The sequence below is a fragment of the Pseudonocardia hispaniensis genome (genome assembly GCF_042658695.1).
GTDB classification, from domain to species: Bacteria; Actinomycetota; Actinomycetes; order Mycobacteriales; family Pseudonocardiaceae; genus Pseudonocardia; species Pseudonocardia hispaniensis.
The window spans coordinates 75,273-101,663 of the sequence record NZ_JBHSQW010000007.1 but is presented as its reverse complement, the minus strand read 5'-3'; the positions used below and the strand labels follow the sequence as shown (position 1 = coordinate 101,663).

Genomic DNA, 26,391 nt, shown 5'->3' with positions numbered 1-26,391 from the left:
AGCGAACGCCACCGCCGCTGGGGCCAGCCCCAGCACCGCGCCGCTGCATGATTACACCGATGTCATGCACCAACCCGGCGAACCTTCGTGGTCACGGCACTAGCTGCGGCGACGGATCTTGTTGCCGAGCCAGACGAGCGGGTCGTACTTGCGGTCGACCACCCGTTCCTTGAGCGGGATCAGCGCGTTGTCAGTGATCTTGATGTGCTCCGGGCAGACCTCGGTGCAGCACTTGGTGATGTTGCAGTAGCCGAGGCCGTGCTCCTGCTGTGCCTCCCGCTTGCGGTCGGCGGCGTCCAGCGGGTGCATGTCCAGCTCCGCGATCCGCATCAGGTAACGCGGGCCGGCGTAGTGCCGCTTGTTGTCCTCGTGGTCACGCACCACATGGCAGACGTTCTGGCACAGATAGCACTCGATGCACTTGCGGAACTCCTGGCTGCGCTCGACGTCCACCTGCTGCATCCGGTACTCGCCGGGAGCGAGGTCCGGCGGCGGCGCGAAGCTCGGGACGTGCCTGGCCTTCTCGTAGTTGAACGACACGTCCGTGACCAGGTCCCGGATCACCGGGAACGTCCGCAGCGGGGTGACCGTGACGACCTCGTCCGGATCGAAGGTCGACATCCGGGTCATGCACATCAGCCGTGGCTTGCCGTTGATCTCCGCGCTGCACGAGCCGCACTTGCCCGCCTTGCAGTTCCAGCGGACGGCCAGGTCCCCGGCCTCGGTCTGCTGCAGCCGGTGGATGATGTCGAGGACGACCTCGCCCTCGTTGACCTCCGCCGGATAGTCGACGAACTCGCCCTTCTGCGAGTCGCCCCGCCAAATCCGGAAATGCGCCCAGTAGCTCATCGCGTCGCCTCCCCGGCGCCCGAGACATCGGCTCGATGGCTGCCCAGCTCCTCGCCGGTGTAGTACTTCTTCAGCTCATCGAGCTCGAACAGGTCGAACAGGTCCGGGCGCATCGGTACCTGCGGTTTGCGGACGATCTCGACATCGTCCTCGCCGAGCGCCGAGCAGACCAGCAGCATCTTGCGCCATGCCGAGTCCATCACGGGGAAGTCGTCCCGGGTGTGGCCGCCACGGCTCTCCTGACGCTCCAGCGCCGCCTTCGCCACGCACAGCGACACGAGCAGCATGTTGCGCAGGTCCAGCGCCAGATGCCAGCCCGGGTTGAACTCCCGGTGCCCCGCCACCCGGACCGTCCGGCTGCGCGCCGCGATGTTCTCGAGCTTCTTGAGCGCCATCTCCATCTCGTCGGCCCTGCGGATGATGCCGACGAGCTCGTGCATCGTCTTCTGCAGCTCCAGCTGGACCACGAACGGGTTCTCCCCGGTTTGGTCCGCCCCGGAGAAGGGCAGCAGGGCCCGGCTGGCCGCGGCCGCGACGTCGTCCGCGACGACCCGGGGCCGCCCACCCTCCCCGGCGCCGAGGGCGCTGACGTACTGCGCGGCACCGAGCCCCGCGCGGCACCCGAAGACCAGCAGGTCCGACAGCGAGTTGCCGCCCAGCCGGTTCGAGCCGTGCAACCCGCCCGCGCATTCCCCGGCGGCGAACAGGCCGGGCACGGTCGCCATCGCGGTGTCCGGGTCGACCTCGATGCCGCCCATCACGTAGTGGCAGGTCGGGCCGACCTCCATCGGCTCCTTCGTGATGTCGACGTCCGCCAGCTCCTTGAACTGGTGGTGCATCGACGGCAGCCGCCGGATGATCTCCTCGGGCGACAGCCGGGTGGAGACATCGAGGAACACCCCACCGTGCGGGCTCCCCCGGCCCGCCTTGACCTCGGAGTTGATCGCCCTGGCCACCTCGTCCCGCGGCAGCAACTCCGGCGGGCGCCGGTTGTTGTCGGGGTCGGTGTACCAGCGGTCGCCCTCCTCCTCGGTGGTGGCGTACTGCTCCCTGAACACCTCGGGGATGTAGTCGAACATGAACCGCTTGCCCTCGGAGTTGCGCAGCACCCCGCCGTCACCGCGGACCGACTCGGTGACGAGGATTCCCTTGACCGAGGGCGGCCAGACCATCCCGGTCGGGTGGAACTGGAGGAACTCCATGTTGATCAACGTGGCACCCGCGCGCAGAGCCAGCGCGTGGCCGTCACCGGTGTACTCCCAGGAGTTCGACGTCACCGAGTAGCTCTTGCCGATCCCGCCGGTGGCCAGCACGATCGCCGGCGCGTCGAACCGGACGAAACGGCCGTCGTCGCGGAAGTAGCCGAAGCAGCCCGCGATCCGGCCCCCGTCAGCGGCGCCGTCCTTGAACAGTTCGGTGATCGTGCATTCGTGGAAGACCCGGATGCCGGACTCGTAGTCGCCGGTGGCCCGGTGGTCCTCCTGCTGCAACGACACGATCTTCTGCTGGAGGGTGCGGATCAGCTCCAGCCCGGTCCGGTCGCCGACGTGCGCGAGCCGCGGATAGGTGTGGCCGCCGAAGTTGCGCTGGCTGATCTTTCCGTCCTTGGTGCGGTCGAACAGCGCACCGTAGGTCTCCAACTCCCAGACGCGGTCGGGCGCTTCCTTGGCATGCAGTTCGGCCATCCGCCAGTTGTTGAGGAACTTCCCGCCCCGCATCGTGTCGCGAAAGTGAACGGCCCAGTTGTCGTGGGGGTTGACGTTGCCCATCGCGGCGGCCGCACCACCCTCGGCCATGACCGTATGTGCCTTGCCGAACAACGACTTGGAGATGATCGCGACCCGCATGCCCTGGCCGCGAGCCTCGATGGCTGCCCGCAGCCCCGAACCACCCGCGCCGATGACGACGACGTCGTAGGCGTGCCGCTCGATCTCGGTGCTCTGAGTCATGGCGCCACCCTCCTCAGTTGATGATGCGCGGATCGGCGAACCAGCCCGCCGAGACGGCCATGATGTAGAAGTCGGTGATGGCCAGGGTCGCCAGCGTGATCCAGGCCCACTCCATGTGCCTGCCGTTGAGCCGGGAGACCACACCCCACAACCGGTACCGCAGCGGATGCCGGGAGAAGTGGTTCAGCCGGCCGCCGATGATGCTGCGGCAGGAGTGGCACGACACGGTGTAGATCCACAGCAGCACGACGTTGCCGACCAGGATGATGTTGCCCAGCCCGAGGCCGAACCCGCCGTCGGCGGTCTGGAACGCCTTGATCGCGTCGTAGGTGTTGATCACTGTGACGATCAGCGCGAGGTAGAAGAAGTACCGGTGGGCGTTCTGCAGCAGCAGCGGGAACCGGGTCTCCCCGGTGTAGCGGCGGTGCGGCTCCGCGACGGCGCAGGCGGGCGGGGACGCCCAGAACGACCGGTAGTAGGCCTTCCGATAGTAGTAGCAGGTCAGGCGGAAAAGCAGCAGGAACGGCAGCGAGACCGCGGCGTACGGCAGCCACGGCAGGTCCGGGAGCACGCGCCCGAAATGCGCCGCCTCGGGTACGCAGCCGTACGACAGGCACGGCGAGTAGAACGGCGACAGGTAGTTGTACTCCGCTACGAAGTACCACTGTTGCAGGAATACCCGGACCGTGGCGTAGATGACCCACGCCGAGAGGCCGACGAGGGTGACCAGCGGTGGGAGCCACCACCGGTCTGTGCGGAGCGTCCGTTCGGCGATCTGCGCCCGACCGGCGGACGCGTCTGTGGCGGATGACACGTCGGGGAGTCCTCATCTGTTCCAGGCGCCGACGAGGTCTCTGATCAGGGACGCCGCGACGCCGGGCCGTCTGGATCTCACGGAGCGTACGACGGAAGTCACATTCGGACCGGGTCGAGGTGAGAACGAAATCACAACAGAGACCGGCATCACACCATCGGTTCAACCTCGCCGGAACGCCGACATGCCCGGCTCCCGCAGGGGCCGGGCTGTCCGGGTCGCGGCGTCCTGCGCCGCCCGGGGTCAGGCGCTACGGCGGCGCGCCTTCCGGGCGGTCAGGTAGTCGCGGTTGAGCTGGGAGATCACGTCGAGCGGGATCTCCTTCGGGCAGGCGACGGCGCATTCGCCGGTGTTGGTGCATCCGCCGAAGCCCTCGGCGTCATGCTGGGCGACCATCGCCATGACCCGGCTGCTGCGTTCGGGTTGACCCTGTGGGAGCTCACCGAGGTGAGTGATCTTCGCCCCGAGAAACAGCGACGCCGAGCCGTTGGGGCATGCCGCCACGCAGGCCCCGCAGCCGATGCAGGCGGCCGCGGTGAACGCGCGGTCCGCCTGGTCCTTGGGAACCGGCGTCGCGTGCGCGTCGGGGGCGGATCCGGTCGGGGCGCTGATGTAGCCACCGGCCTGGATGACCCGGTCGAACGCACTGCGGTCGACGACCAGGTCCTTGATCACCGGGAACGCGCCGGCCCGGAAGGGCTCGATCGTGATCGTGTCGCCGTCACGGAAGTGCCGCAGATGCAGCTGGCAGGTGGTGGTGGCCTTCTCCGGCCCGTGCGGCTGGCCGTCGATGACCATGCTGCAGGCCCCGCAGATGCCTTCCCGGCAGTCGTGGTCGAACGCGACCGGGTCCTCGCCGGCCAGCACGAGTTGCTCATTGAGCACGTCGAGCAGTTCGAGGAAGGACATGTCCGGCGACGCGTCGTCCACGTCGTAGTTGACGATCTTGCCCGGGACGCCGGCGCTGGGCTGCCGCCAGACCTTGAGGTGCACCTTCACTTGTAGCTCCGCTGGCTGGGGGTGACGTATTCGAAGATGAGGTCCTCCTTGTGCAGGACCGGTGCCGTATCGCGGCCGGTGAACTCCCATGCGGCGGCATAGGTGAAGTTCTCGTCATCGCGAGCCGCCTCGCCGTCCGGGGTCTGGCTCTCCGCGCGGAAGTGGCCGCCGCAGGATTCGGTGCGGTGCAGGGCATCCAGGCACATCAGCTCACCCAGTTCGAGGAAGTCCGCGACGCGCCCGGCCCGCTCCAGGTTCTGGTTGAGCTCGACGCCGGTGCCGGGAACCCGCACGTTCTGCCAGAACTCGTTGCGCAGCTCGGGAATCCGGTCGAGGGCCTTGCGCAGACCGGCATCGGTGCGCTCCATGCCGCAGTGCTCCCACATGATGTGGCCCAGCTCGCGGTGGAACGAGTCGACGGTGCGCTCGCCGCGGATCGACAGCAGCGTGTCGATCCGCTCGGCGACATCCGCCTCGGCCTGCCTGACCTCGGGCGCGTCCTGCTCGACGGCGATATGCCCGTTGGTCGCCAGATAGTCGCCGATCGTGTTGGGCAGCACGAAGTATCCGTCGGCGAGGCCCTGCATCAGAGCGCTCGCGCCGAGCCGGTTGGCGCCGTGGTCGGAGAAGTTGGCCTCACCGATCACGAACAGTCCGGGGATGCTGCTCTGCAGGTCGTAGTCGACCCACAGCCCGCCCATCGTGTAGTGCACCGCCGGGTAGATCCGCATCGGCACCTGGTACGGGTCCTCGCCGGTGATGCGCTGGTACATCTGGAACAGGTTCCCGTACTTCGCGGCGACGGCCGGTCGGCCGAGCCGCCCGATGACCTCGGCGAAGTCGAGGTAGACGCCCAGCCCGGTCGGGCCGACGCCGCGTCCCGAGTCGCAGACGTTCTTGGCGGCGCGGGAGGCGATGTCGCGCGGCACGAGGTTGCCGAACGCCGGGTACTGGCGCTCCAGGAAGTAGTCCCGCTCGCCCTCGGGAATGTCGTTCGGCGGGCGGTCGTCGCCCGCCCGCGCCGGCACCCACACCCGCCCGTCGTTGCGCAACGACTCCGACATCAGGGTCAGCTTCGACTGGTGGTCGCCGGAGACCGGGATGCAGGTGGGGTGGATCTGGGTGTAGCAGGGGTTGGCGAAGTAGGCACCCTTGCGGTGCGCCCGCCAGCTGGCGGTGACGTTGCAGCCCTTGGCATTCGTCGACAGGTAGAAGACGTTGCCGTAGCCGCCGGTGGCCAGCACGACCGCGTCGCCGAGGTGGCTGCGGATCTCACCGGTGATCAGGTCACGGGCGACGATGCCGCGGGCGTGACCGTCGACGACGATCAGCTCGAGCATCTCGTGTCGCGGGTACATGGTGACCCCGCCGGCGTCGATCTGACGTTCGAGCGCCTGGTAGGCGCCCAGCAGCAACTGCTGACCGGTCTGACCGCGCGCGTAGAAGGTCCGCGAGACCTGCGCACCGCCGAATGAGCGGTTGTCGAGCAGGCCGCCGTACTCGCGGGCGAACGGGACGCCCTGGGCGACGCACTGGTCGATGATCTGCCGGCTGATCTCGGCGAGCCGGTGCACGTTCGACTCGCGGGCCCGAAAGTCGCCGCCCTTGACCGTGTCGTAGAACAGCCGGTAGACGCTGTCGCCGTCGTTGCGGTAGTTCTTCGCGGCGTTGATCCCGCCCTGCGCCGCGATGCTGTGCGCGCGCCGCGGGCTGTCCTGGTAGCAGAACGAGCTGACCCGGTAGCCCAGCTCGGCGAGGGTGGCCGCCGCCGAGCCACCGGCGAGGCCGGTGCCGACGACGATGATGTGCATCTTGCGCTTGTTGGCCGGGTTCACCAGCTTGACGCCGAACCGGCGGCGCTCCCAGCGGGTCTCGATCGGCCCATCGGGTGCGGCCCGGTCGACGACCGGCGCACCGACCGTGTATTCGCGATAGCTCATATCAGACCAATCCGAAGGTGACGGCGAACGGAACGGCGAGGAAGCCCGCGGTCAGCAGCACGGCGAAGACCAGCGCGAACGTCTTGAGGCCACGTTCGGTGGCGGCGGTGGACCGACCGATCGTCTGCAGCGCGCTCCAGACGCCGTGCCGCACGTGGAAACCGACGGTCACCACGGCGATCACGTAGGCCAGGGTCGCGTACCAGTGCGACGGCGCGAAGTCCGCGGTCACGTTGTCGTAGACCGCGCCGTGCACGCCGTTCGGGTTGAGTGTGCCCGCGGTCAGGTCGAGCAGGTGGTAGATGACGAACAGGGCGATGATCACCCCGCCCCACCGCATCGTGCGGGCCGCGTAGCTGCCCCGCACCGGCTGGCGGTGCGCGTACCGCACCGGCCGGGCCGCCCGGGCGCGCCGGGCCAGCATGGTCGCCGCGACGATGTGCGCGATCACCGACGCGGCCAGCACCGCGCGGACGATCCACAGGGTGCCGGTACGTGGCAACGCAGGCTCGAGCAGCGTGCGCAGCCACTCCGAGTAACCGTCCAGCGCCTCGGCCCCGAAGAAGATCTTCAGGTTCCCGATCATGTGCAGCACCAGATAGAGCAGCATGATCGCGCCGGTCACGGCCATCACGTACTTGAGCAGAACCGACGGCACCCCGGCCCGGCGCCGCGCTGGTGGGCCGTCGGCCGTCCGGGCCCCGCGTGCCACTGTTGTCACCACGCGGGCAGTCGACTACCGCAGTCCTCCGTCGTCAAATGCATCATGACGACATGATCGATGCACGTAGGCTATAGCGGTGACGCTTCAGCAGCTCGCGTACTTCGTGGCCGTGGCGAACGTGCGCAGCTTCACTCGGGCAGCCGAGCTGGTCGGTGTCGCGCAGCCCACACTTTCCCGGCAGCTCAAGGCGTTGGAGGATGACCTCGGCGCCCCGTTGATCAACCGCGGGCGCGGCGAACTGAGCCTGACCCCCGCCGGGGAGGCGGTGCTGCCGCTCGCCCGCCGGATGCTCGCCGACGCCGACAGTGCCCGCACCGCCGTCGCCGAGCTCATCGGGCTGCGCAGCGGCCGGGTGCGGTTCGGGGCCACCCCGTCGCTGTGCATCGGCGTGGTCGCGGACGTTCTGCGGATCTTCCACGAGCAGCACCCCGACATTCGCCTCGAGCTGGTCGAGAACGGCTCGCAGCCCCTGGTGCGGGCGCTGGTCCGGGGCGAGCTCGACTTCGCGATGCTCGTGGTGCCGCGCGAAGGCCTCGACCCGACCCTGGACATCACGCCGCTGCTGCGAGAACGGCTGTCCGTGGCCTCGCCCCGTTCGGGGCGGCCGCCGTCGAGCCGCGGATCGATGTCGGTGACCGAGCTGTCCCGCCGCTCCCTGGTGATGTTCCGCCGCGGCTACGACCTGCGCGAGGTGACGCTGCAGGCCTACGCCGAGGCCGGGGTGGAGCCGAGGTTCGCCGTCGAGGGCGGTGAGATGGATGCGGTGCTGCGGATGGTCGAGGCAGGAACCGGGGTGGCGGTGGTGCCCGATCTCGTGTTCGCCGGACGCCCGCAGCTGCGCCGCACCGTGCTGACTCCCCCGCTCTACCGCACCGTCGCCCTGGCCCGGCGCGCCGACATCGCCGCAACGCATGCCGCCGAGGCGTTCTGCGCCACGATGCTGTCGTTCGTCGGCGAGGTCGCCGCCAGCGGCGGCCTGTCGACCGACGTGCAGGTGCTGTACCGCTGGCGGGAGAGGTGAGGGTGACATGCGCTGGGCCGACCCCGGCCCAGCCGTGACCCGTCCGGCGCTCGGCCGACCTGGCTCCGGCCGACCTGGCTCCCGGCCCGGCCCCGGCGGTCCCGAAGATGATCGGTGCCCGGGAGCCGAGAGCCGCGAACGGCGCGGTTCCCGCTGCCGAACCGCTGATCATGACCGGATGGGCCGCCCTGCATCCCGGCGCTCGGCGGGTCAGTCGTCCTCGCCGGAGGGCAGCCGTTCGGCCAGCTCGGCGGCGTGCTCGGCCAGCGCGTCCTTGACGACGCGGTAGGCGATGCCGGCCGGATAGCCCTTCCGGGCGAGCATGCCCAGCAGCCGTCGGGCGGCCGCCTCGTCGGGCGGGCCACGCAGGGTACGCAGCCTGCGGTCGATCAGCTCGCGGGCGCGCCGCTCCTCGGCCTCGGCATCGACCTCGGCGAGCGCCTCCCGTGCCGCCTGTTCGTCGACGCCCTTGCGGCGCAGCTCGACCGCGATCGCCCGGCGTCCCAGGCCACGGAAGGTATGCCGGGAACGCACCCATTGCTCCGCGAACGCGGCGTCGTCGATCAGACCGACCTCGCCGAACCGTTCCAGGACCGCGTTCGCCGCGTCCTCGGGTACCCCCCGCGTGCGCAGCGCCTCGGCCAGCTCGTGGCGGGTGCGTGCCCGCTCGGTGAGCAGTCGCAGGCAGATCGACCTGGCCACCGCCTCCGGGTCCGCCTCTGCCTCGGGCCGCTCGGACTCGCGGCCCTGGCCGCTCCCGGCACGCCCACGCCCGCCCTGCCGGTCGGCTCCCGTCCCGGGCCCGTCGCCGGAGGCCACCCTGCCCGACCGGCGATCCGCCCGGCGTGCCCTGGTCTCGAGGCGGGCGGTCGGGACCACCGGCCGACCACCGGCCAGATCCGCATCGTCGAGCAGAGCAACCGGGCGCGCGGGTCCGGGCGCGTCGAGCTCGTCGAACGTCGCCACCCGGGGCCGATCCGCCTCAAGGTCGTCGGCCTCGCCGCGGGCTCCTCCCGGAAGACCGGGCTCCGGATTGCCTCCCCCAAGGGCATCGAGGTGCGCGACGGCAGGTCGTTCCGCAGGCCGGTCGGCGTCGAGGTTCTCCAGCGAGACCACCCGAGCCGACCGTTCCTGATCGGTCATCCTCGACTCCGGCACCGGGAGTTAGAAGTCGACCGGTGCGGGCAGCGGCGCGGCCTCACCGTCGGCGTCGAGCACCGCTCCGATGCCGAGCTTCTCCTTGATGCGTTTCTCGACCTCAGCGGCGATGTCCGGGTTCTCCTTGAGGAACTTGCGGGCGTTCTCCTTGCCCTGCCCCATCTGATCGCCCTCGTAGGTGTACCAGGCACCGGACTTACGGATGATGCCCTGCTCGACCCCGACGTCGATGAGCGAACCCTCCCGGCTGATGCCGACCCCGTAGAGCACGTCGAACTCCGCCTGCTTGAACGGCGGCGCGACCTTGTTCTTCACGACCTTGACCCGGGTGCGGCTGCCGACCATGTCGGTGCCGTCCTTGAGCGTCTCGATGCGGCGGATGTCGAGCCGCACGGAAGCGTAGAACTTCAGCGCCTTACCGCCGGTGGTGGTCTCCGGGGAGCCGAACATCACGCCGATCTTCTCCCGCAACTGGTTGATGAAAATTGCGGTGGTGCCCGAGTTGCTCAGCGCGCCGGTGATCTTCCGTAACGCCTGGCTCATCAGCCGGGCCTGCAGACCGACGTGGCTGTCGCCCATCTCGCCCTCGATCTCCGCGCGAGGCACCAGGGCCGCCACCGAGTCGATGACGATGACATCGAGCGCGCCGGAGCGGATCAGCATGTCAGCGATCTCGAGAGCCTGCTCGCCGGTATCGGGCTGGGAGACCAGCAGGTCGTCGGTGTTGACCCCCAGCGCCTTGGCGTACTCGGGGTCGAGCGCGTGCTCGGCGTCGATGAACGCGGCGATGCCTCCCGCGGCCTGGGCATTGGCCACGGCGTGCAGCGCCACCGTCGTCTTCCCGCTCGACTCGGGTCCGTAGATCTCCACGACGCGGCCGCGGGGCAGCCCGCCGACCCCCAGCGCGACGTCGAGCGCGATGGAGCCGGTGGGGATGACGCCGATCGGCGGACGGGTTTCGTCGCCGAGGCGCATCACGGAGCCCTTGCCATGGTTCTTCTCGATCTGGGCGAGGGCGAGCTGAAGCGCCTTCTCGCGGTCAGGTGCGGTCATCTCGGTCTGCCACCTCGCTGTTGTGCGCTCGGTCTTGGCTGTTGAGGTCTTGCGGGGAGCCACGGATGAACCGTATTGGGTCCCACCGACAGTTCCGCCGATCGCTCGCCAGCTGCGAACAGCCGACCCACGATGCGACGGCGAGTCTATACGAACACGTGTTCGATCACCACCTCGGTGGCGCCGCCCCGCGACGGTGGGCGGCCTCGCCGGGGAGGCGGTCGCCCGGGCCGGTCAGCGGCGCTGCGCCGGCACGTCGTACTCGTCGCACACCGCATGCCACACCTTCCGCAGGTCGAGCCCGTCCTCGATCGCCTGCTCGACGGTCCGTCCGTCCAGCGCGGCGAAGACATGGTCGCGGGCGAGCGAGCCCGCCCGCATCCGGCCGAACTCGCTCTCCAGCAGCGCACGGAAATGGCTCAGTCGCACGCAGCCGAGGGTAGGCCCGGGACGGGAATGGCAGGCTGAGGACGTGCCACGGCTGCTCGACGAAGCCTGGGCCGCGATGGGCGGACCCCCCGGCGAGACCCACCGGCTGGTCGTCACCGGCCCGGCGGACACGCTCAGCTCGGCGTTCCCGGTCACTGCGGTGGGGACGGCGGCGGTCGGAGCGGCGCTGCTCGCGGCCCGTCCCGGACCGGTCGGTCTCGATACCCGCCAGCTCGCCGTCGCGCTGCGCAGCGAACGAGTCCTGCGCCGCGACGGCGCGAGCGCGGGCGACCCGTTCGACCCGCTGTCGGCCTTCCACCGCACCGCCGACGGCTGGATTCGCCTGCACACGAACTACCCCTGGCACCGAGCCGCGGCGCTGCGGGTCCTGGACGTCCCGGACCATCCGGACGCCGTCGCCGCGGCGATCGCCCGCTGGCCCGCCGAGGCACTGGAGACCGCGCTACACGCCGCGGGCGGGGTGGCCGCCGCGGTCCGCACCCCCGAGGAATGGGCCGCCACCGCGGCCGGGCGGGCCGCCGGCCTCCCGCTCGTCGAGGTCCGCGACCGCGGCCCCGCCCCGCCCCGCCCGCCCCGCCGCCCGCGGGTGCTCGACCTGACCCGGGTCATCGCCGGGCCGGTCGCGACCCGCACCCTCGCCGCCCACGGCGCCGACGTGCTGCGCCTCGATCCTCCCGACCGTCCGGAGCTCCCCCTGCAGTACTGGGACACCCTGCCCGGCAAGCGCAGCGCCCTGGTCGATTTCCGAACCGCCCCGCACCGGCTGGCCGAGCTGCTCGCGCAGGCCGATGTCGTCGTCGCCGGGTACCGGCCCGGTGCGCTCGACCGGTTCGGTCTCGCCCCCGACGAGCTCACCGCGCGCCATCCCGGGCTGATCGTGGTGACGCTGTCGGCATGGGGCCACCGCGGACCCTGGGCGGGCCGGCGCGGTTTCGACAGCCTGGTGCAGGCCGCCACCGGGATCGCCAGGGTCGAGGCGCCCGGCGATGATCGTCCGGGCGCGCTGCCCGCACAGCTGCTCGACCACGCCACCGGCTACCTGGCGGCCGCGGCCACGCTGCTGGCGCTGCAGCGGCAGCGGCACGACGGCGGCACCCCGCACATCCGGCTCGCGCTGGCCGGAACCGCGCAGTGGCTGCTGGCCCAGCCCCGCGCCGGACGGGTCGCCGCACCCGAGGTGGACCCGGCCCCGTACTGCGAACCGATCGCGGCGCCGGACGGCCTGCTCACCGTCGCCTCCCCGCCCGGCACCGTCGACGGGCACGGCCTGCGCTGGCCCGGCCCTCCGCCCGCGTTCGGCGCCGCGGAACCGGTCTGGCTGCCGCGGACGCCGTAACGTGGTCGCCATGTCGGTTGTCAGCTGCCTCGCCCAGGCCGATCCGACCGGCTTCTCCTCGCCGCTGGGCCGGGCCGTCGTCCTGCTCGTGCTGCTCTCGTCGCTGGTCGTGCTGCTGCGCTGGTGGTGGCAGCAGCGCAAGCGCTGAGCCGCCGCCGTCCGCCCCCGCTCAGGCGGCCCGCGCCGGGCGCAGCGCCGACGCACCCGCCGCGACCAGGAAGGGCAGCACGAGCACCGCGGACGCCACGCCGAGCACGCCGAACGACGTCGCGGCGACGATCAGGCCACCGGCGATTCCGCCGACGGCGCCCGCGATGTTCATCGTCACGTCCGAGAGCCCCTGCGCCCCCGGGCGCACCCCGGCCGGAAGCGACTCGGTGAGCAGCGCGGAACCCGCGATGAGCCCAGCCGACCAGCCCAGCCCCAACAGGATGAGCGCGATGGTGAGCAGCGCGTGGTCGCTGTGGCCCGCCAAGGCACTGAGCACGCCGGACATCGCCAGAAGCGCCGCCCCGACGGTCAGCACCGGACGCCGGCCGAGGCGGTCGGCGAGCCATCCGAACAACGGGCTGAGCGCGTACATGCCCGCCACGTGCAGGCTGATCACCAGTCCCACCGCCTGCAGCGACGCCCCGGCGTGATCCATGTGGACCGGGGTCATCGACATGACCGCGACCATGACCAGATGCCCGAGGGCCACCCCGACGAGCCCGAGCACGGCCGCCGGGCTCGCGCGCAGCGCCGCCCGGACCGCGGCCCCGGACACGACGGTGGGCGCGGTCCCGTCGCCGCGTCGGGCGCGGGCCAGCAGGAGGGGATCGGGCCGCAGCCCCAGCCAGGAGATGCCCGCGGCCAGCGCGAACGCCACGGTGCAGAGCACGAACGGACCGACCGACGGGTCCCAGCCGACCCGCTGCGCGACGTTCTGCGCGGGACCGGCGAGGTTCGGACCGGCCACCGCGCCGACCGTCGTCGCCCAGACGACCATCGCCAGCGCCCGGGCTCGTCGCTCCGGCGCGGCCAGATCGGTGGCGGCGAACCGCGCCGCGAGGCCCGCCGCCGTCGCGGCCCCTACCAAGATCAATGACACCAGCAGCGCGGCCGCGTTCCCGACGCTCACGCCGACGATCGCGCCCGCGCCGCCGAGCGCGCTTGCCGCGTACGCGACCGCGATCGAGCGACGGCGGCCGCTGCGCGCCGCGACCCGCGCGACCACCAGCGCCGCCGCCGCGGCACCGAGCACGACCATCGTCTGCGCCGCCCCGCCGACGGCCTCCGACCCCGACATCCGGGCCGCGGTCAGGGAGCTGACGGCGATCGCCGTAGCGACACCGACACCACCGAGCACCTGGCCCGACGCCAGCGTCAGGAGGACCCGGCGCTGCGTCGCGGCGACATCCGTGCTCGTTGCTGTCGTCACTGTCGTGTCCACGGTTCGATCCTGCCTGGCCGGCACGGTGCTTGGCAGCAACCCGGGCGTGAGAAGCGTGACGGCCCGTCCGGCGATCGCCACCGGAGTCTGTCGGTGGCACCCGGCACCATGGGTCGGGTGAACGCGCTCGACGGCTTCTCCCCCGCCACCCAGGCGTGGTTCCGCGGGGCCTTCGCGGCGCCGACCGCAGCCCAGGAGGGCGCGTGGCAGGCCGCGCAGGCGGGGCGGCACGCCCTGGTCGTGGCGCCGACCGGGTCGGGCAAGACGCTGGCCGCGTTCCTCTGGGCCCTCGATCGGCTGGCCACCGAGACCCTGCCCGCCGAGCCGCGGCACCGGTGCCGGGTGCTGTACGTCTCCCCGCTGAAGGCCCTCGCGGTCGACGTCCAGCGCAACCTGCGTGGCCCGCTCGCCGGGATCCGCCAGGCCGCGCAGCGGCTCGGTGTCCCGGTCCCGGACATCACCGTCGGGATCCGCACCGGCGACACCCCAGCCGACGAGCGCAGGCAGTTCGCCCGCACCCCGCCCGATGTGCTGGTGACGACGCCCGAGTCGCTGTTCCTGCTGCTCACCTCGGCCGCGCGGGAGTCGCTACGGGGGGTGCGGACCGTCATCCTCGACGAGGTGCACGCCGTCGCGGGCACGAAGCGCGGCGCGCATCTGGCGCTGTCGCTCGAACGGCTCGACGAGTCGCTCGACGCCCCGGCGCAGCGGATCGGGCTCTCGGCCACGGTGCGCCCCGTGGACGAGGTGTCGACGTTCCTGGCCGGCGCCCGGCCCGTCGCGGTGGTGCACCCCCCCATCCCGAAGACGATCGAGATCGCCGTCGAGGTCCCGGTGCCCGACCTCGCCGCGCTCGACGAGCGGCCCGCTCCGGGCACCGCCGACGAGGAGGTCATCGGGTCGGCGGCGGGTAGCGCACAGCGGCCGTCGATCTGGCCCGCCGTGGAGCGCAGGCTCCTCGACCTCATCCACGCGCACCGCTCGACGATCGTGTTCGCCAACTCCCGGCGGCTGGCCGAGCGACTGACCGCCCGGCTCAACGAGCTGGCCGCCGAACAGGTCGAGGGCGCGACGGAGCCCGGTCGGTTCCCCGCGGAGGCGGTCGGCCAGTCCGGGATCGCGGGCGGCGCACCGCCGATCGTGGCCAAGGCCCATCACGGCTCGATGTCGCGGGAACAGCGCACCGTGGTCGAGGAGGAGCTCAAGGCCGGAAACCTGCCGTGCGTGGTGGCCACCTCCAGCCTCGAACTGGGCATCGACATGGGCGCCGTCGACCTTGTCGTGCAGGTGGAGGCTCCGCCGAGCGTGGCATCGGGATTGCAACGGATCGGTCGGGCCGGTCATCAGGTGGGCGCGATATCGCGTGGGGTGGTGTTCCCGAAGTACCGGGGGGACCTCGTCTCCTGCGCCGCGGTCGCCGAGCGGATGGCCGCCGGCGCGATCGAGTCGTTGCGCTACCCACGCAACCCGCTCGACGTGCTGGCCCAGCACATCGTGGCCATGGTGGCGCTGCAGCCGTGGCAGCTCAGCGACCTCGCGTCCGTGGTACGCCGCGCGGCCCCGTTCGCCACGCTCCCCGACGCCGCGCTCCACGCCACCCTCGACATGCTCGCGGGGCGCTACCCCAGCGAGGAGTTCGGCGAGCTGCGCGCCCGGATCACCTGGGACCGGGTCACCGACCAGTTGCACGGCAGGCCCGGCGCACAGCGGCTGGCCGTCACCTCCGGGGGCACGATCCCCGATCGCGGCCTGTTCACCGTGATGACGCCCGGCGGTGCCGATGGGCGCGGCTCGCGGGTCGGCGAGCTGGACGAGGAGATGGTCTACGAGTCCCGGGTCGGGGACACGATCCTGCTCGGCACCTCCAGCTGGAAGGTCGAGGACATCACGCACGACCGTGTGATCGTCACCCCGGCCCCCGGCGAGCCCGCGCGGATGCCGTTCTGGAAGGGCGAGTCGATCGGCAGGCCGCTGGAGCTGGGCCGGGCGGTCGGCGCGTTCGTCCGGGAGATGAGCGGGCTCGGCGAGGACGCGGCGCGGACGCGGGCCGCGATGGCCGGGCTCGACGCATGGGCCACCGACAACCTGCTCGCCTACCTGCGCGAACAGCAAGCGGCCACCCGGCACGTGCCGAGTGATCGAACGATCCTCGTCGAGCGGTTCCGCGACGAGCTGGGTGACTGGCGGCTCGTGGTGCATTCGCCGTTCGGGTCACAGGTCAACGGCCCGTGGGCATTGGCGATCGCGGCCCGGATACGGGAGCGGCGCGGGGTCGAGGTGCATGCGGCCGGCGCGGACGACGGCATCGTGCTGCGGCTGCCCGACGCGGTGGACGACGCCGGGGGTGAGGTCGTCCCCACCGCCCAGGACGTGCTGCTCGACCCGGCCGAGATCGAGCAGATCGTGGTGGCCGAACTCGGCGGTTCCTCACTGTTCGCGTCCCGGTTCCGGGAGTGCGCGGCCCGCGCGCTGCTGCTGCCGCGCCGCGACCCGAAACGGCGCACCCCGCTGTGGCAGCAGCGGCAACGCTCCGCCCAGCTGCTCGCCGTCGCGGGCCGGTACGAGCAGTTTCCGATCACTCTCGAGGCGATGCGCGAATGTGTGCAGGACGTCTATGACCTCCCGGGCCTGCGCGAGCTGATGGCCCAGGTGGCCGCGCGGACGGTGCAGGTGGTCGAGGTGGCGACCCCGGCGCCGTCCCCGTTCGCGCGAAGCCTGCTGTTCGGCTATGTGGGGATGTTCCTCTACGAACTCGACGCACCGCTGGCCGAGCGCCGCGCGGCCGCGCTGTCGCTCGACTCCACGCTGCTGGCCGAGCTGCTGGGCTCCGAGGCGATCCGCGAGCTACTCGACCCGGAGGTGGTGGCCGAGGTCGAGGCCGCGCTGCAGCGACGCACCGCCGACCGGCACGCCCGCGACGCCGAGGACGCCGCCGACCTGCTGCGGTTCCTCGGTGACCTCACCGAGGCCGAGGCCGCCGAACGCGGGGTACGCCCGGAATGGCTGGCCGAGCTGGCGGCGACGCGGCGCGCGATCGACGTACGCATCGCGGGCGAGCAGCGCTGGCTGGCGATCGAGGACGCCGGCCGGGTGCGCGACGCGCTGGGCGTGGCGCTGCCGGTCGGGGTGCCCGAGGTGTTCACCGAGCCGGTGGCCGACCCACTGGGTGACCTCGTGCTCCGCTACGCCCGCAGCCACGGCCCGTTCGCGGCCGCCGAATGCGCCGCACGTTTCGGGCTCGGTGTCGCCGTCGTGACCGGGGTGCTCGACCGGCTCACCGGCCTGGGCCGGTTGGTCCGAGGTGAGCTGCGGCCGCCCGGCCTGCTCACGCCACACCCCGGCGACCATCGGGCCGGGCCCCCCGGCTCGGAGTACTGCGACGCCGAGGTGCTGCGCAGGCTGCGCCGGGCCTCGCTGGCCCGGCTGCGGGCCGAGGTCGAGCCGGTCGAGCAGCGCACCCTGGGCCGGTTCCTGCCGTCGTGGCACGGGGTGGAGACGGCCTCGGGTGGTGCCGGGCGCCGCGGCCGGATGCGCCGCGCCCCAGGGCCTGAGGATGTCCTGGAGGTGGTCGAGCAGCTGGCCGGGGCGCCGCTACCGGCCAGCGCCCTGGAGTCGCTCATCCTGCCCGCGCGACTGCCCGGTTACTCCCCCGCACTGCTCGACGAGCTGACCGCTGCCGGCGAGGTCACCTGGACCGGATGCGGACCGCTGGGCGGCAACGACGGCTGGCTGGCCGTGGCACCGGCCGACGTGGCCGACCTGCTGCTACCCGAACCCGCACCCGACCTCGTGGCATCGCCGCTGCACCGGGCCCTCCTCACCGCGCTCGGGCTACCCGGCTCCGGCGCACCCCCGGTCGACGACGGCGCGGCCGCGATGCGCGCCTTCTCCGGCGGCGCGGCGCCGATGGGCGCCTTCTCCGGCGGCGCGGCGCCGATGCGCGCCTTCTCCGGCGGCGCGGCGCCGATGCGCGCCTTCTCCGGCGGCGCGGTCTTCTTCCGGGATCTCGCCGACCGCGCCGGACGCGCCCTGATCGATGCGGGCGAACCGGCCCCGGCCGACGATGAGGTCGTTGCCGCGATCTGGGATCTCACCTGGGCCGGGCTGCTGACCAACGACACGCTCGCCCCGCTGCGCGCACGGCTGTCCGGTGCGCGGGGCGGCACACATCGAACCCGCCGGTCACCGCGGGGACGGTACGCGCGGCTGCGGCCCGGAGGTCCGGCGATGCCCAGCCGGAGCGGGCCCCCGTCGGTCGGTGGCCGCTGGTCGCCGGCCATCACCCGCGATCCCGATCCCACCCGGCGTGCGCATGCGCTCGCCGAAGCGTTCCTGGAGCGCCACGGGGTGCTGACCCGCGGCGCGCTGGCCACCGAACGGAGTGCGGGCGGGTTCGCCGGGGTGTATCGGGTGCTGCGCGCGATGGAGGACTCCGGCCGCTGCCGGCGCGGATACGTCATCGACGGCCTGGGCGCGGCCCAGTTCGCCATGCCGGGCGCCATCGACCGGCTGCGCGCGCTGTCCCGGCCCGACGACACGGCGCCGGGCGGTCCCCGGAGCCCGGTCGAGGGCCCGGCCGGGATCGTGCTCGCCGCCGCCGACCCAGCCCAGCCCTACGGTGCGGCGCTGGCCTGGCCCGAGACCGTCGGCGACACCAAGCATCGGCCCGGTCGCAAGGCCGGAGCCCTGGTCGTCCTGGTCGATGGGGCGCCCGCGCTCTACGTCGAGCGCGGCGGGCGCTCACTCCTGTCGTTCACCACCGACCGCGACGAGCTGCGCGCCGCCGCCGAGGCACTGGCCGGCGCGGTGCACGAGGGTTGGCTCGGAACGCTGGCGGTGGAGCGCGCCGACGGGACCGACTCCCGCGGTTCGGAGCTGACCGACGTGCTCACCGAGGCCGGCTTCCGGGTCACCCCCAAGGGCCTGCGGCTGCGGGCCTGACCCCCGCCGCGCCACCGCACCGGCAGGGCCGGGAGCAGGGCAACCCGCGGGATCAGCCATCCCCCGTCGCCCCCGCGACGATGCGGCAAACCCCACGACCCGGGCTCAGTGCCGACCGCCCTTGCGGCTCCGGGGCCGTCTGCGCCCCGCGGCGGCCTTGCCCCCACGGGCGGTCTGCCGCGCGAGTCCGGCCCGACCAGCCCGATCATGCGCATCGCCGGGCCGCTTCGGCCCCCGCTCCGCGGGCACCGGGCCTGCCCGGTCGGCGGCCGCGGCGACCACGGGTTTCGCGCCCGGCCGAAGGACGGGCTTCTGCCCGGGCCTCGGGGCGCTCACCCGCTCCGCCACCTGCTCGGTGGCACCCGCGGACCTGGCCTCCTCGGCGTCCACCTTGCGGAAGACAAGATGCTGCTGGGTCATCGTCCAGGCGTTGTTCGTCAGCCAGTAGAGCAGGATCGCGATCGGGAACGCGAAGAACAGTCCGCCGACGATCACGCCGAGCGGGAAGATCCACGGCGTCCATGTCATGAACGCCGCCATCTGACCTGCTTGGCGACCTGCGTCGAGCGACTGGCCCTGCTGGTGTCGCAGCGAGAACCGGGCGGTCAGATGCGTGGCCACCGCGGCCAGCACCATCAGCGGTACCGCGACGGCCACCACCTCCCAGCGCCCGACATGCGAGCCGAACGAGTCGAGCAGCGACTGGGGCATCGAGAGGTAGGCCGACAGCGGCGCCCCGAACAGCCGAGCCTCGAGGAAGGAGCGCACCTCGTCCGGGCTGAACACGTAGTTGGGGATCGCCGCGTTCTGCTCGAAGCTCAGGCCAGGCCGATTGAAGTAGCGCAAGACATGGTAGAGCGCGAGGAACACCGGCGCCTGGATCAACATCGGCAGGCAGCCGCCCATCAGGTTGACCCCGTGCTCGCGCTGCAGCTTCTGCGTCTCCTCGGCGAGCTTCTGCTTGTCGTGGGCATGCCGCTTGCGCAGTTCGGCAAGCTGCGGAGCCAGTTTCCGCATCGCGCGGCCGGACCGGACCTGCGCGATGAACGGCTTGATCATCAAGGCCCGGAGGGTGAGCACGAGGAACACCACCGACAGCGCCCACGCCATCCCGCTCGAGGGTCCGAGCGCGAGGCCGAAGACCTTGTGCCAGAACCACATGACCGCCGAAACGGGGTAGTAGAGGAAATTCAGCACGCCGGCACCTCGCTGGGCCGGACGCGACGGACGGGCAGGGGCATGACGGCGCTCCAGGGCATTCCGCGGGACGGGCAGGACGGCTTCGACCCAACGGTGCGCCGGCAAGGCCGCGCCCATGACCAGGGCACGGCGCGAGCTACACCGCCGGGAGCGGCCCCGACGGTGCGCGGGGGCGGGTATGCCCTGCCGCGTCCGGATCCTGCTGACGGGGTGCCGCGACTCTGGACCGCGACTGGCGCAACGCCCGCACGAGCACGGCCGGACCGGCGCCGGTTGCCGTGCGCAGCGCGACCCCGGCATGCCTGACCAGACCCCACGCCCACAGCGCCGCGCCCAGTACGCCGAGGAGCACGCCCGGCTCGCCCGCGACGAGAACGTAGCCGAGCACGAGCAGGGCAAGCGCCTGCGCGATCGTGCTCGTGCGAAGCATGCGGCCCTCCCGCTGGGCGTCGCCGTACCGGATGCTCGTCGTGTCGTGAACGGTACCGGACGCCGTGCCGGTTCGGCCGGAGTCAGGGCGGCAGCAGGCCCTGCCGGTAGGCCGCGGCGACCGCGGACGCGCGATCGCGGACGTCGAGCTTGGCGTACACGTGCAGCAGGTGAGTCTTGATCGTCGCCTCGCTGATGAACAGCTGCCGAGCCGCCTCGCGGTTCGTCGCACCGGCCGCGATGAGCCGCAGCACCTCCAGCTCACGCCCGCTCAACGGGTCGGCACTCGGCTCCCGGAGCCGTCCCATCAGCCGCCCCGCCACCGCCGGTGACAGCACCGCCTCGCCGCGGTGGGCGGCCCGCACGGCACGCAGCAACTCCTCGCGCGGGGTGTCCTTGAGCAGGTATCCGGTGGCCCCGGCCTCGATCGCCGGCAGCACGTCGCGGTCGGTGTCGAAGGTCGTCAACACCAGCACCCGGATCGACGCGGCGGTGCGCCGCAGCTCACGGATCGCCTCGACCCCGCCCATCGTCGGCATGCGCAGATCCATCAGCACCACGTCGACCGGGACGGCCGCCACCCGCGCCAGCGCCTCGGCCCCGTGTCCGGCCTCGCCGACGACCTCCATGTCCGGCGCACCGGACAGCACACCCCGCAGGCCGTCGCGGACCACCGGGTGGTCATCGACGATCAGTACCCGGATCGGGTTGGGCGACCCGTCCCCCGTCACGGCACTCACGCCTGCACCTCCGCCGGGATCGCCGGGACACTGGCGCTCAGCGCGGTCCCCTCACCGGGCGCGCTCTCGATCGTGCAGGCTCCCGAGACCCGGCGCAGCCGCTGCGTCATCGCCGTCAACCCGAACCCACCGGAGCGCTCACCCAGGGTGAACCCGCTGCCGTCGTCGCGCACATCGAGCACCACCACCTCGTCCATATACGACAGCGTGACGCCCACCGTGGTGGCTGCGGCGTGCTTGGCGACATTGGCCAGTGCCTCCTGCGCCACCCTGAACAACGTCACCTCCAGTTCGGGCAGCAGCGCCCGCGGCACCCCGGTCGTGTCCAGCCGCACCGCCACCCCGGACGTCTCGGACCAGCGGTGCGCCAGGTCTGCCACCGCATCGGGTAGCTGCGCGGCCTCCAGCGGCTCGGGGCGCAGCGCGTCGACCGACCGCCGGGCCTCGCGCAGGCTCTCCCGGGCGAGACCGCGGGCCAGGCCGATGTGCCGGTCGCGCAGCTCCTCGTCGGCGCCCGCGGCCATCGCCGCCTCGAGCTGCGTGACGATCCCGGTCAGGCCCTGGGCAAGGGTGTCGTGGATCTCCCGGGCCATCCGCTGCCGCTCGTCGAGCACCCCGGCCTCCCGGGCCTGAACCAGCAGCTGCGCGTGCAGCCCGGCGTTCTCCTCCAGAGCCGCCGCCAGCCGCGAGTTGGTCTGCGCGAGCTCGGTGATCACCTGTTTGCGCCGCTCGGTCTGGCGGGCACCCAGCGCGGAGAACCAGCTGAACCCACCCGCAACCACCATGTTGCCCGCGACGAGCGCGAGCAGTCCGGCCCACCAGCCCGGGCTCGGTTCGGCGAACCGGCCGCCCATCTGGGCGTACGCGGCGACCGCCGCGGCCGCCGCGACCGCCGCGAAGCGCCAGTGGCCGCGCAGGAACCGGAACGCGTGGACGTAGAGGGCGAGCACCAGGAACGCGAAGAACGGCGACAGCCAGGTGAGCGCGGCCGTCAACGCGAGCAGCCCGACCAGGTAGACCGCGCCGAACCACGGCTCGTCCGCCCGGACCGGGGGTAGCACGGCCAGAAGCAGAGTCCAGGCCAGCGTCACCGCCACCAGGGCACCGGTCACCGTCCAGAACCGCGAGCCCTCGAACGTCAGGACACCGATCGTCAGGATCAGTCCGAGGACGAGACCGAAGAACGGCGCGCCGCGTTCGATGAGGATCGCCGCCCGGCGCTCGATGACGTCGAGTCGGTCCTCGACGTGCTGCTCGGCCATCCGAGGCCTCCTCCTGCTCCCAGCCCCTTCTCCCAGCCCCTACTCCCAGCGGAACAACCTAGCCGCCAGCGCGCCCGCAATGACCGCCCACACGACCAGCACGCCCACCTGCGCCGGCTGGGGCCAGTCCCCGGCCGTCGCCGCCTGGACCGCGCCGACCCCCGCGCCCAGCGGCGTCCAGTCGCTGAACCGCCGCAGCACCTCGGGCATCGCCTCGCGCGGCAGCCACATACCCCCGAAGAACAGCATCGGGAAGAACACCAGCGACCCGATCGCGTTGCCCGACCGCCCGCTGGACGCGACGGCCGCGACCAGCAACCCGAGCCCGTAGAGCGCGGCCGCGGTCAGCACCAGCGCAACGGCGAAGGCCAGTGGAGCGGCGGGCAGCGCGACCCCGAACGCGACCCGGCCGACGGCCAGCACCAGCACCGTCGACACCACCGTGACACCCAGCATCATGATCAGGACCGCGGTGAGCAAGGTCTGCGGTCGCACCGGCGTCACGCGCAGCCGGCGTAGCACACCCTGCTCGCGGTAGGACGCCAACAACGACGGCAGACCCTGCAGCGCCACGGCCGCGAGCACCAGCGCGATCACGATCGGCACATACACCTCGATCAGCCGCGGGCCGCCGACGGTGACCGGCTCGCCGAAGTACGGGATCGATCCGAGCACCGCCAGCAAGAGTGCGGGAAAGCCGAGGGTGTAGGAGGCGCTCGCCCGGTCGCGCAGGAACAGCCGGGTCTCCGCGACGGTCAGCGCACGCAGCCCGGTCATCGCGCGGCCTTCCCGGTGAGCGCGACGAACGCGTCGTCCAGCCGGGCCTGGGTGATCCGCAGCTCGGCCGCGACGATCCGGCGCTGGGCCAGTTCCGCGGTCACCGCGGCCAGCACGTCACCGGTGCCGGTGATCTCGACGAGGCCGTGGCGCCGGGCCACGGCGGTGACCCCGGGCAGGGCGCGCAGCACCCCGTCGGACACCGGTCCGGACGGCCGGAACCGGATGACCTGAGGCGGCCGAGCCCGCTCGACGAGACCGCTCGGTGTGTCGATCGCGACGACGCGGCCGGCGTCGAGGAGTGCCAGCCGGTCGCAGAGCCGTTCGGCCTCCTCCATGAAATGGGTGACCAGCACGATGGTGACGCCGTCCGCGCGGATCTGTTCGACGAGCTCCCAGGTGCTGCGCCGCGACTGCGGGTCGAGCCCGGTGGTCAGCTCGTCGAGCACGGCGATGCGCGGGCGGCCGATGAGCGCCAGGACGATCGCCAGCCGCTGCTGCTGCCCGCCCGAGAGCGCCCCGAACCGGGTGCCCCGCATGCGGGCCAGCCCGAGCCGCTCGAGCAGCGCGTCGCCGTCGGCGGGATCCGGATGGAACGAGGCGTGCAGCGCGACCGCCTCCCCCACCGTCATCCGCTCGGGCAGCCTGCTGTCCTGCAACTGCACGCCCAGCACCCGGCGCAGCGCGGCGTCGTCGCGCCACGGGTCCAGACCGAGCACCCTGATGGTGCCGCTGTCGGGAACCCGAAGCCCCGCGATGCACTCGACCGTCGTCGTCTTCCCGGCGCCGTTCGGGCCGAGCACCCCGAAGATCTCCCCCTCCGCCACGCTGAAGGAGACCTCGTCCACCGCGACATGGTCGCCGTAGCGCTTACCCAACCCGTTGACCTCGATGACCGTCATGTCCGCCAGACTCGCGGGCCCGCGCGCGTCAGGGATCGACCGTGCGGCGCGGGAGGCGGATCGCGCCGGTGGATCGCCGCTCCACCGATCGGTGGATGCGCGTACCGTCGAGCCGTGCCCGAGGGCGACACCGTCCACCTCGCCGGCAAGCGGCTGCGCGCCGCGCTGACCGGTCAGCGGTTGCGGCGGGGCGAGCTGCGTCATCCGCGCTGGGTCGAGCACGACCTGGCGGGCCGGACCGTCACCGGGGTCGCCACCGTCGGAAAGCACCTGTTCACCCGCTTCGACGACGGCCGCAGCCTGCACAGCCATCTGCGCATGGACGGCGCCTGGCACCTCTACCGACCCGCAATGCGCTGGAAACGTCCGGCGCACCAGGCGCGGGTCGTGCTCGAAACCGATGATCGAGTCGCCGTCGGATTCGCGCTGCACGACCTCGTACTGCTCCCGACCGCGCAGGAGGACCGGCTCGTCGGCCACCTCGGCCCCGACCTGCTCGATCCCTGCTGGGACACGACCCATTCCGCGGAGGCGCTGCGCAGGCTCGCCGCGCGAGCCGATCACGAGATCGGGCTCGCGCTGCTGGAGCAACGAGTGATGGCGGGGGTGGGGAACCTTTACAAGACCGAGGTGTGCTTCCTGCTCGGTCTCTCGCCGTGGACGCCGGTACGCGACGTCCCCGAACCGTCCGCAGCGATCTCTCTGGCACGAGACCTGTTGCGGCGCAACGCCGATCGACCCCAGCAGAGCACGACCGGTTCGGCGAACCCCGCCGAGGCGCACTGGGTGTACGGGCGGGCCGGGCAGCCCTGTCGCCGCTGCGGCACCCGGATCCGCACCGCGATGCAGGGCAACGGCAGCCACGCGCGGGTGGCCTACTGGTGCCCGCGCTGTCAGCCGGGTCCTGCCCCACCCCCGAGTTGAGGGCGGCGCCTCATGGAGCCATGAGGCGCCGGCACGAATGGCTCAGGCGGTGCCGGGCTGCTGCTGACGCTGCGGCGCGGGCGCGGGCGCGGGTTGGGCCGGGTTGGGACCCGCCGTGACCTCACCGGCGACCGGGGCGCCGCGCAGCGAGGCGCGGATCTGCTCGAGGCGGTTCTGGCCCGCCAGATCGACAGTGGACTGCTGCACCTCGAGCATCCGGCCCTGCACCGAGTTCTGCGCCAGCTCGGCGGAGCCGATCGCGTTGGCATAGCGCCGCTCGATCTTGTCGCGGACCTCCTCCAGCGAGGGGGTGTTCCCCGGTGCGGACAGCTCGCTCATCTGCCGCAGCGAGGCCGCGGCCTGCTCCTGCATCTTGGCCTGCTCGAGCTGGCTGAGCAGCTTCGTCCGCTCGGCGATCTTCTGCTGCAACATCATCGAGTTGCGCTCGACGGCCTGCTTGGCCTGGGCAGCCGCCTGGATCGACTGGTCGTGCAGCGTCTTGAGGTCCTCGACCGACTGTTCGGCCGCGACCAGCTGCGTTGCGAACGCCTGCGCTGCCTGCTCGCGCTGCTGCGCGGTGGTCTCGTCGCCGGCGGCCCTGGCCTGGTCGGCCAGCACGAGCGCCTGGCGGGCCGAGGCCTGCAGCTTCTCGATCTCACCGAGCTGCCGGTTGAGCTTCATCTCCAACTGCCGCTGGTTGCCGATGACCGCCGCCGCCTGCTGGGAGAGCGCTTGGTGCTGGCGCTGAGCGTCCTCGATGGCCTGCTGGATCTGCACCTTCGGGTCGGCGTACTCATCGACCTTCGACGAAAACAGCGCCATCAGGTATTTCCAGGCTTTGACAAAAGGGTTGGCCATCTGTTCCGCCTACCTCCGAGTGCGACACCGTCTGCCACCGCGCCATGCCGGCCCCGCGGTACCGGTGCGCGCTCCGCCCATCGTGGCACCGCGCCGGTCCCGCTTTCCAGCGCCCACCGACGATATCGGGGATCTTCCGGAGGCCGCCCAGGGGGCAGCCCGAGGGCCAGGCTACCGAATCGGGTAGGAGAGCGCAGTCGGGCACCGTGACGGAAACCGGTCCTCAGGCGGCCGCGCTGACGCTGGCCATCGGGGCCGGCGGAGCGGTCGTCGGCTGCGGGCCGACGAGGGGGTTCGACGGGGCCTGGTCCAGCGACGTCGGTGCGCCCGCGATCCGCAGGTCGGCGTGGCGCAGGCCGATGGGCACGACCATCGGGAGGCGCATCGCGGCCGCCATGTCCTCGGCGGCCGTCGCCAGCAGGTCGGGCAGTGTGATCTCGAGCGCCTCACAGATCGAGGCGAGCAGCTCGCTGGACGGTTCCTTGACCCCGCGCTCGACCTCCGACAGATACCCCAGGCTCACTCGCGCGCGTCGGGACACCTCCCGCAGGGTCCGCCGCCGGGCGGTCCGGGCGCGCCGAAGGCTGCCGCCGATCGCTTCACGAAGCAGCACAGCCATGCCACCCTCCTCGT

23 protein-coding genes are annotated in these 26,391 nt (G+C 72.1%); 5 read left to right on the top strand and 18 right to left on the bottom strand.

Annotation, left to right across the window (positions count from 1 at the left end):
* Positions 1 to 99: 99 nt before the first annotated feature.
* The 6 genes from ACFQE5_RS03185 to ACFQE5_RS03160 form a co-directional block, all read right to left on the bottom strand.
* Entirely contained in the window at positions 100 to 849 is a 750-nt protein-coding gene (locus ACFQE5_RS03185; protein WP_379582543.1) for a succinate dehydrogenase/fumarate reductase iron-sulfur subunit, read from the bottom strand.
* The gene (locus tag ACFQE5_RS03180; protein ID WP_379582541.1) at positions 846 to 2,798 is read right to left on the bottom strand and encodes a fumarate reductase/succinate dehydrogenase flavoprotein subunit; all 1,953 of its coding nucleotides are present in this window, start codon (positions 2,796 to 2,798) and stop codon (positions 846 to 848) included. Before ACFQE5_RS03180 ends, ACFQE5_RS03185 begins: the two co-directional genes overlap by 4 nt.
* A gap of 13 nt (positions 2,799 to 2,811) precedes the next feature.
* Complete coding sequence (locus tag ACFQE5_RS03175; RefSeq protein ID WP_379582539.1) at positions 2,812 to 3,612, bottom strand: hypothetical protein; 801 nt, start codon at positions 3,610 to 3,612, stop codon at positions 2,812 to 2,814.
* Positions 3,613 to 3,855: 243 nt separating this feature from the next.
* The gene (locus ACFQE5_RS03170) at positions 3,856 to 4,611 is read right to left on the bottom strand and encodes a succinate dehydrogenase/fumarate reductase iron-sulfur subunit (RefSeq protein ID WP_379582537.1); all 756 of its coding nucleotides are present in this window, start codon (positions 4,609 to 4,611) and stop codon (positions 3,856 to 3,858) included.
* Positions 4,608 to 6,551, bottom strand: a complete 1,944-nt coding sequence (locus tag ACFQE5_RS03165) for a fumarate reductase/succinate dehydrogenase flavoprotein subunit (RefSeq protein WP_379582535.1) — start codon at positions 6,549 to 6,551, stop codon at positions 4,608 to 4,610. The genes ACFQE5_RS03170 and ACFQE5_RS03165 overlap by 4 nt, the downstream gene beginning before the upstream one ends.
* Before the next feature lies 1 nt (position 6,552).
* A complete protein-coding gene (locus tag ACFQE5_RS03160) occupies positions 6,553 to 7,263 on the bottom strand; it encodes a succinate dehydrogenase cytochrome b subunit (protein WP_379582533.1) in 711 nt (236 codons plus the stop codon).
* 88 nt (positions 7,264 to 7,351) lie between these two features.
* Here ACFQE5_RS03160 and ACFQE5_RS03155 point away from each other — a divergent pair, with 88 nt between their 5' ends.
* Positions 7,352 to 8,296, top strand: coding sequence for a LysR family transcriptional regulator (locus ACFQE5_RS03155; protein ID WP_379582531.1), 945 nt, complete (start codon positions 7,352 to 7,354; stop codon positions 8,294 to 8,296).
* Positions 8,297 to 8,506: 210 nt separating this feature from the next.
* Here the strand turns inward: ACFQE5_RS03155 and recX are convergent, their stop codons facing one another.
* The 3 genes from recX to ACFQE5_RS03140 form a co-directional block, all read right to left on the bottom strand.
* Positions 8,507 to 9,439: a recombination regulator RecX gene (recX, locus tag ACFQE5_RS03150; RefSeq protein WP_379582529.1), complete on the bottom strand. Its 933-nt coding sequence runs from the start codon at positions 9,437 to 9,439 to the stop codon at positions 8,507 to 8,509.
* A gap of 21 nt (positions 9,440 to 9,460) precedes the next feature.
* Positions 9,461 to 10,507, bottom strand: coding sequence for a recombinase RecA (recA, locus tag ACFQE5_RS03145; protein ID WP_379582527.1), 1,047 nt, complete (start codon positions 10,505 to 10,507; stop codon positions 9,461 to 9,463).
* A gap of 234 nt (positions 10,508 to 10,741) precedes the next feature.
* Positions 10,742 to 10,936: a DUF3046 domain-containing protein gene (locus tag ACFQE5_RS03140; protein WP_379582524.1), complete on the bottom strand. Its 195-nt coding sequence runs from the start codon at positions 10,934 to 10,936 to the stop codon at positions 10,742 to 10,744.
* Positions 10,937 to 10,979: 43 nt separating this feature from the next.
* Here ACFQE5_RS03140 and ACFQE5_RS03135 point away from each other — a divergent pair, with 43 nt between their 5' ends.
* Both ACFQE5_RS03135 and ACFQE5_RS03130 read left to right on the top strand, forming a co-directional pair.
* A complete protein-coding gene (locus ACFQE5_RS03135) occupies positions 10,980 to 12,293 on the top strand; it encodes a CoA transferase (protein ID WP_379582521.1) in 1,314 nt (437 codons plus the stop codon).
* A gap of 10 nt (positions 12,294 to 12,303) precedes the next feature.
* Complete coding sequence (locus ACFQE5_RS03130) at positions 12,304 to 12,441, top strand: hypothetical protein (RefSeq protein ID WP_379582519.1); 138 nt, start codon at positions 12,304 to 12,306, stop codon at positions 12,439 to 12,441.
* Between the two features lie 21 nt (positions 12,442 to 12,462).
* On the opposite strand, the gene ACFQE5_RS03125 is transcribed toward ACFQE5_RS03130, so the two are convergent.
* Positions 12,463 to 13,725 (bottom strand): MFS transporter, encoded by a 1,263-nt coding sequence (locus ACFQE5_RS03125; RefSeq protein ID WP_379582517.1) that lies wholly within the window; start codon positions 13,723 to 13,725, stop codon positions 12,463 to 12,465.
* A gap of 108 nt (positions 13,726 to 13,833) precedes the next feature.
* Here ACFQE5_RS03125 and ACFQE5_RS03120 point away from each other — a divergent pair, with 108 nt between their 5' ends.
* Entirely contained in the window at positions 13,834 to 18,666 is a 4,833-nt protein-coding gene (locus tag ACFQE5_RS03120; protein WP_379582561.1) for an Lhr family helicase, read from the top strand.
* A 105-nt stretch (positions 18,667 to 18,771) separates the two neighbouring features.
* Here the strand turns inward: ACFQE5_RS03120 and yidC are convergent, their stop codons facing one another.
* The 6 genes from yidC to ACFQE5_RS03090 all read right to left on the bottom strand — a co-directional run bounded on the left by yidC (position 18,772) and on the right by ACFQE5_RS03090 (position 23,976).
* Positions 18,772 to 19,863, bottom strand: a complete 1,092-nt coding sequence (gene yidC / locus ACFQE5_RS03115) for a membrane protein insertase YidC (RefSeq protein ID WP_379582515.1) — start codon at positions 19,861 to 19,863, stop codon at positions 18,772 to 18,774.
* 139 nt (positions 19,864 to 20,002) lie between these two features.
* Entirely contained in the window at positions 20,003 to 20,296 is a 294-nt protein-coding gene (locus ACFQE5_RS03110) for a DUF6412 domain-containing protein (RefSeq protein WP_379582513.1), read from the bottom strand.
* 82 nt (positions 20,297 to 20,378) lie between these two features.
* On the bottom strand, positions 20,379 to 21,035 hold the full coding sequence (locus ACFQE5_RS03105; protein ID WP_379582511.1) for a response regulator: 657 nt from the start codon (positions 21,033 to 21,035) through the stop codon (positions 20,379 to 20,381).
* On the bottom strand, positions 21,032 to 22,297 hold the full coding sequence (locus ACFQE5_RS03100) for a sensor histidine kinase (protein WP_379582509.1): 1,266 nt from the start codon (positions 22,295 to 22,297) through the stop codon (positions 21,032 to 21,034). The genes ACFQE5_RS03105 and ACFQE5_RS03100 overlap by 4 nt, the downstream gene beginning before the upstream one ends.
* A gap of 39 nt (positions 22,298 to 22,336) precedes the next feature.
* Positions 22,337 to 23,074, bottom strand: coding sequence for an ABC transporter permease (locus ACFQE5_RS03095; protein WP_379582507.1), 738 nt, complete (start codon positions 23,072 to 23,074; stop codon positions 22,337 to 22,339).
* On the bottom strand, positions 23,071 to 23,976 hold the full coding sequence (locus tag ACFQE5_RS03090; protein ID WP_379582505.1) for an ABC transporter ATP-binding protein: 906 nt from the start codon (positions 23,974 to 23,976) through the stop codon (positions 23,071 to 23,073). The genes ACFQE5_RS03095 and ACFQE5_RS03090 overlap by 4 nt, the downstream gene beginning before the upstream one ends.
* Before the next feature lie 114 nt (positions 23,977 to 24,090).
* Between ACFQE5_RS03090 and ACFQE5_RS03085 the strand changes: the two genes are divergently transcribed.
* On the top strand, positions 24,091 to 24,900 hold the full coding sequence (locus tag ACFQE5_RS03085; protein WP_379582503.1) for a DNA-formamidopyrimidine glycosylase family protein: 810 nt from the start codon (positions 24,091 to 24,093) through the stop codon (positions 24,898 to 24,900).
* A 42-nt stretch (positions 24,901 to 24,942) separates the two neighbouring features.
* Here ACFQE5_RS03085 and ACFQE5_RS03080 read toward each other — a convergent pair whose 3' ends face one another.
* Together ACFQE5_RS03080 and ACFQE5_RS03075 are read right to left on the bottom strand one after the other, a co-directional pair.
* The gene (locus ACFQE5_RS03080; protein ID WP_379582501.1) at positions 24,943 to 25,758 is read right to left on the bottom strand and encodes a PspA/IM30 family protein; all 816 of its coding nucleotides are present in this window, start codon (positions 25,756 to 25,758) and stop codon (positions 24,943 to 24,945) included.
* A 223-nt stretch (positions 25,759 to 25,981) separates the two neighbouring features.
* The gene (locus tag ACFQE5_RS03075; protein ID WP_379582499.1) at positions 25,982 to 26,377 is read right to left on the bottom strand and encodes a helix-turn-helix domain-containing protein; all 396 of its coding nucleotides are present in this window, start codon (positions 26,375 to 26,377) and stop codon (positions 25,982 to 25,984) included.
* Between the last annotated feature and the right edge of the window lie 14 nt (positions 26,378 to 26,391).